The sequence below is a fragment of the Halanaerobium sp. genome (assembly GCF_003070835.1).
In genome coordinates this window covers 1-4,667 of the sequence record NZ_QBLR01000271.1, presented here as the reverse complement: position 1 = coordinate 4,667, position 4,667 = coordinate 1, and the positions used below count along the sequence as shown (strand labels likewise).

At 35.9% G+C, this 4,667-nt stretch carries 8 protein-coding genes; all 8 read right to left on the bottom strand.

Translation table 11 applies throughout. The features are described 5' to 3' along the window. Positions 1–9 precede the first annotated feature (9 nt). On the bottom strand, positions 10–1,050 hold the full coding sequence (gene uxuA / locus CI949_RS17140; RefSeq protein WP_290768600.1) for a mannonate dehydratase: 1,041 nt from the start codon (positions 1,048–1,050) through the stop codon (positions 10–12). Positions 1,051–1,272: 222 nt separating this feature from the next. Next, positions 1,273–1,716 carry a 50S ribosomal protein L9 gene (gene rplI / locus CI949_RS17135; protein ID WP_108140946.1) on the bottom strand — a complete coding sequence of 148 codons (444 nt, stop codon included), beginning with the start codon at positions 1,714–1,716 and terminating at the stop codon, positions 1,273–1,275. 23 nt (positions 1,717–1,739) lie between these two features. Continuing rightward, positions 1,740–2,624 carry a DUF2232 domain-containing protein gene (locus tag CI949_RS17130; RefSeq protein ID WP_108140944.1) on the bottom strand — a complete coding sequence of 295 codons (885 nt, stop codon included), beginning with the start codon at positions 2,622–2,624 and terminating at the stop codon, positions 1,740–1,742. Positions 2,625–2,712: 88 nt separating this feature from the next. Beyond that, positions 2,713–2,928 (bottom strand): 30S ribosomal protein S18, encoded by a 216-nt coding sequence (rpsR, locus tag CI949_RS17125; RefSeq protein ID WP_073157999.1) that lies wholly within the window; start codon positions 2,926–2,928, stop codon positions 2,713–2,715. Positions 2,929–2,945: 17 nt separating this feature from the next. Beyond that, a complete protein-coding gene (gene ssb / locus CI949_RS17120) occupies positions 2,946–3,428 on the bottom strand; it encodes a single-stranded DNA-binding protein (protein WP_108140942.1) in 483 nt (160 codons plus the stop codon). Positions 3,429–3,452: 24 nt separating this feature from the next. Then, the gene (gene rpsF, locus CI949_RS17115; RefSeq protein WP_108140940.1) at positions 3,453–3,752 is read right to left on the bottom strand and encodes a 30S ribosomal protein S6; all 300 of its coding nucleotides are present in this window, start codon (positions 3,750–3,752) and stop codon (positions 3,453–3,455) included. Between the two features lie 88 nt (positions 3,753–3,840). Next, on the bottom strand, positions 3,841–4,338 hold the full coding sequence (locus CI949_RS17110) for a phosphatase PAP2 family protein (RefSeq protein ID WP_290768589.1): 498 nt from the start codon (positions 4,336–4,338) through the stop codon (positions 3,841–3,843). A 236-nt stretch (positions 4,339–4,574) separates the two neighbouring features. Continuing rightward, positions 4,575–4,667, bottom strand: a 93-nt coding sequence (locus CI949_RS17105; RefSeq protein WP_290768603.1) for a DUF933 domain-containing protein, incomplete at its 5' end; no start/stop codon positions are given.

The window sequence follows — 4,667 nt, the reverse complement described above, 5'->3', positions numbered from 1 at the left end:
CCTTTCTTTTTACTTACTGCTTTTCTTAATTGCTTCCCAGAGTCCATTCAGATAAGTTGCTCCTAAAGCGCGATCATAAAGTCCATAACCAGGTTTTCCGGTTTCTCCCCAGATCATACGGCCGTGGTCAGGACGCAGAGGCCCTTCAAAACCTACATCATGGTAGGCCTTCATGATCTCATACATATCAAGTGAACCCTTTTCACTTAAGTGAGCAGCCTCTTCAAAACTGTCTTCACCGGTGATTTTAATATTTCTTACATGAGCAAAGTGGATTCTGTCTCCAAACTCTCTAATAATTGCCGGCACATCATTTTCGGGATTAACTCCCAGTGAACCGGAACAGAGTGCAAGTCCATTGGCAGGAGAATCAACTAATTTTAAAAACTTACGCAGGTTTTCCTTGCCAACAATAACTCTCGGCAGCCCAAATATAGACCATGGTGGATCATCCGGGTGAATTGCCATTTTGATATTTTCTTCTTCAGCTACCGGGATAATTTCTTTTAAGAAATATTCTAAGTTATCCCAGAGCTTATCCTCATCAATTTCTCTGTAGGCTGTCATTAAATCATTTAATTCGTCTTTGCCATAACTGGTATCCCAGCCCGGCAGATCAAGTTCTCCCCCAACTGGATCCATTTTATCTACTTCTTCCTTTTTGTAGATTAAAGCTTCTGAGCCGTCTTCAAGCTCATAATCAAGCTCTGAGCGAGTCCAGTCAAAAACAGGCATAAAGTTATAGGTTACAACCTCAATTCCTGCTTTAGCTAGGTTTCTTAAAGTCTCTTTGTAGTTTTCAATATAGCGGTCCCGGGGCTCAACACCCATTTTAATTGCTTCCGGCACCGGCACACTTTCGATTGCTGAAATTTCAAGTCCAGCTGCCTCTACCTTATCTTTCAACTCTTTAATTTTCTCATAAGGCCAGGCTTCTCCTGCTGGAATATCATAAATAGCTGTAACAATCCCTACCATACCAGGAATCTGTCTGATTTTTTCTAAGGTTACAGGGTCATCATCACCATACCAGCGAAAAGATAATTTCATAAGATCACTCCTTTTATTAGATAATTTTGTAATTTGAAAGCGTTTTCAAGAACAATAAAAAAATCTTTTTCTTTCTGCTTATTTAAATAATTCAAGGTTGAATTTAAAATTCCTGCCTGATTTTTTAATTAAGCAAAAAAAGATATATTCTGCAATAGTTTATACATCTTTGATCAAAAAAGTTAAACCCCAGGCTTAAATCCAGACTGGGGTTTTAGTAGCTTACTTTTCTTTTACATTAACCTTTAAATCAGCTGTAATATCATCATATAGTTTTACTGGTACAGTATGCATTCCCAGTGATTTAATAGAATCATCAAGCTCAAGCTTACGCTTGTCAATATCATAACCTTTAGCTGCAGCTGCCTCAGCAATATCTTTGGTATTTACTGAACCAAATAATCTGCCATTGTCACCAGCTTTAACCTTGATTACAAATTTTTCTGATTCTAATTTAGACTTCAATTTGTTAGCATCATCTCTTTTTTCTGATTCCAGACGATTTTTCTTGGCTTCTTTTTCTTTCAGTTCTTTAATTTTCTGCTGAGTTGCTTCTACAGCCAGACCGCGGGGCATTAAATAATTGCGGGCATAACCATCAGCCGCATCTACAACATCACCTTTAGAACCTAACTTTTTAACATCTTCTGTTAATACTACTTTCATAATCTTTTACCTCCTTTAGCATTTTAACCGGGTTGATTGGTCTGCTTTCTAAAATTAAACCACATATCCAGCATTCCAAGTAAAATAAGAATAATCGGTACCGGTGGAAAAATAAAGATTAAAAATATCAAAAATGATTTCAGTAAAAAGGAATTACCCTTGGTTGATAAATAATACATTAAAACCGAAAATCCCTGCAGAAAAGCCAGGAAAAACATAAAAATATTTATATTTAAAAAGATTGGATTTGAAGTTAATAGAAGAGAAATAACAATTAAAATTGAAACAATCCAGCGGGGAAAATACCAGCTGCTGACTGCCTTATATAATTCTATATTTAAACCTCTTCTTCTTAAGTACCAGGCCGAAACATAATAATTTAAAATACCAGTCACTGTTGCCGATACAGCAAGCAGGGCAGGGAAAATCATTCTAATTAAACTCATTTGAGCTGTAACTAGCTGTTCAACTGACTGCTGATCAAATTCGCTGCTTAAACTCTCTACAGCCTGCTGCAGTAAAGTTTGATAATTTAAATTAAGCATTCCCGATGAAACATAAAATATTAAAGCCTGTGATATAATTACTGTAATTACAGCTGTGATTAGGGTTTTTAGAGGTGATAGCCCCTCTTTGATCACATTACCAATTACAAAACCCACCAGTCCAAAACCAATTACAGTCATCAGACCCATTACAGTTCCGAATAAAAATCCATTTATTAATGCAGCAATTACAATTACCGTAATTACAGCATTACTTTCTTTTTTCTGCACAAGATAAACTATTGGCACCGGCCAGAGTATCATAACTGCCATTGATAAAAATGGAATAAAGTAGTTAACTGCAGTTAATAAAATTATGTAGGCCAGAGTTCTAATACTGTCTTTATAGTTTCTAATATCCATCTAATTTATCACCTCATCTGCCGGCAAAATAACACTAGTATTAAAGAAAGGAGGCGCCATCATAGATTTTGCCTCCTTAATTAAATGCTTATTCTTTTACATATGGCAGTAGAGCAACTGATCTAGCTCTTTTAACTGCCTGTGTAATTAATTTTTGGTGTTTGGAACAATTTCCTGTTACACGACGCGGCATAATTTTTCCGCGATCTGTCAGGTATCTATTTAAAGTTCTTAAGTCTTTATAGTCAATTTTTTTATCTTCGTTTGCACAAAAATGGCAAGATTTATTTCTACCTCTAGGCATTAAGATTTACCTCCTTTTTAAAATGGTACATCAAAATCATCAGCATCAAAATTATCATCAAATTGGGCATCAAAATCATCCTGCTCCTGTTTCTTATTCTGCTGAGCCTGATTATTATTCTGCTGCCTGTTATTCTGATTATTCTGAGACTGTCCCTGATTATTATTTCGGCTACCGTTATTGTTACCGAAATCTAGAAAACGCACATTATCAGCATTTACTTCAGGATTTATATAAGTTCTGTTGTTATTTTCACTCTTACGAATCTGTAAGGATCCGTCAACTCCAACCAGTCTACCTTTACCGAGATGACGGGCACAATTTTCCGCCAGACCCCGCCAGGTTACAATATTGATGAAATCTACATCTCTATCACCATTGCGGTTGGTATAATTTCTCTCCACAGCCAGTGTAAAATTACAGACGGGAGTTCCATTACTGGTATAGCGAAGTTCAGGATCTCGTGTCAGGCGGCCGATTAAAACAATTCTGTTTAACAAGAGTATTCACCACCTAAATTTATATTATGCATCATTTCTAACTACTAAATAACGAAGTACACCATCCATAATCTTAAAGATTCTCTCTAATTCATTAACTACAGTAGTTTGAGCATTGAACTCTAAGATTGTGTAGTCACCAGAACGATAATCTTTAATCTCATAAGCTAACTGCTTTTTACCCCAGGCATCAACCTCGGTTACTTCTCCTTCGTGCTCAGAAATAGCATCCTTTACACGCTGAAGAATTGTTTGCTTTTCTTCATCTTCAAGATCTGGCTTAAGTACAAAAGTTGTTTCGTAATCTCTTTTTCTTGTTTCCATTTACATTCACCTCCTCCACACGGACTAATGGCCCTGCTGCTAGCAGAGCGTGGGTTTTTAACCAATCTAAATTATAACACCTCTTTACTTAAAATGCAAATAAAAAATAAAGCATTAAAGCAATTAGCCAGCCTCCCAAAATATCAGAAGGGTAATGGACCCCAACCATAATTCTCGTAAAAGCAGTTATCACTGCCAGAACAAGCATTATAATCCCCAGCTCAAAGCTGATCTTTAAAACAACCAGAGAAATAATCAACGAGCTGGCTGTATGGGTACTGGGAAAAGCATGATCCTCCCGCTGTTTAACTAAATTTTGCAGTCCGTACTCAGCAAAAGGTCGCCTCCGGTTATATAAGCCTGGGATTAATTTTACTATCAAATATACAGCTGCCGGAATTAAAATAAAAGATCTGAGCCTGGGATCACTGCTATAGATCAGCCAGCCACCAACTGCAAAATAAATTATTGAAAAAAACTTAGAAGAAAATTTTGTAATAAAAACTGCCAGCTTTGAAACCAACTCATGGCTGACAGTAAAATTATACAGTCTGAAAAATAGTTTTTGGTCAATTTTATTTATCATAGCTACTGCCTCTTAACTTTCCTGCTGCTTTAGAAAAATCAGTATTTAAAGCTTTATAAAAGAGAGATTATCAATAGTATAATTTGTGAATTCAATCGGAGTAACTTTTTTGGAAATTAAATGCGTAAAGATTTTTCAAAATACAACCAAACTCCACTGACACATTAGAAAAATCAGCATTTAATTTATCAAAAAAGTGTCAACGGAGATTGTAACAAATTATACTATTGATAAGATCAGACATTAAATCTGAAATGACAGACATCTCCATCCTGCATTATATAATCTTTACCTTCAAGCCTTAATAATCCTTCTTCTCTGGCCTGAGC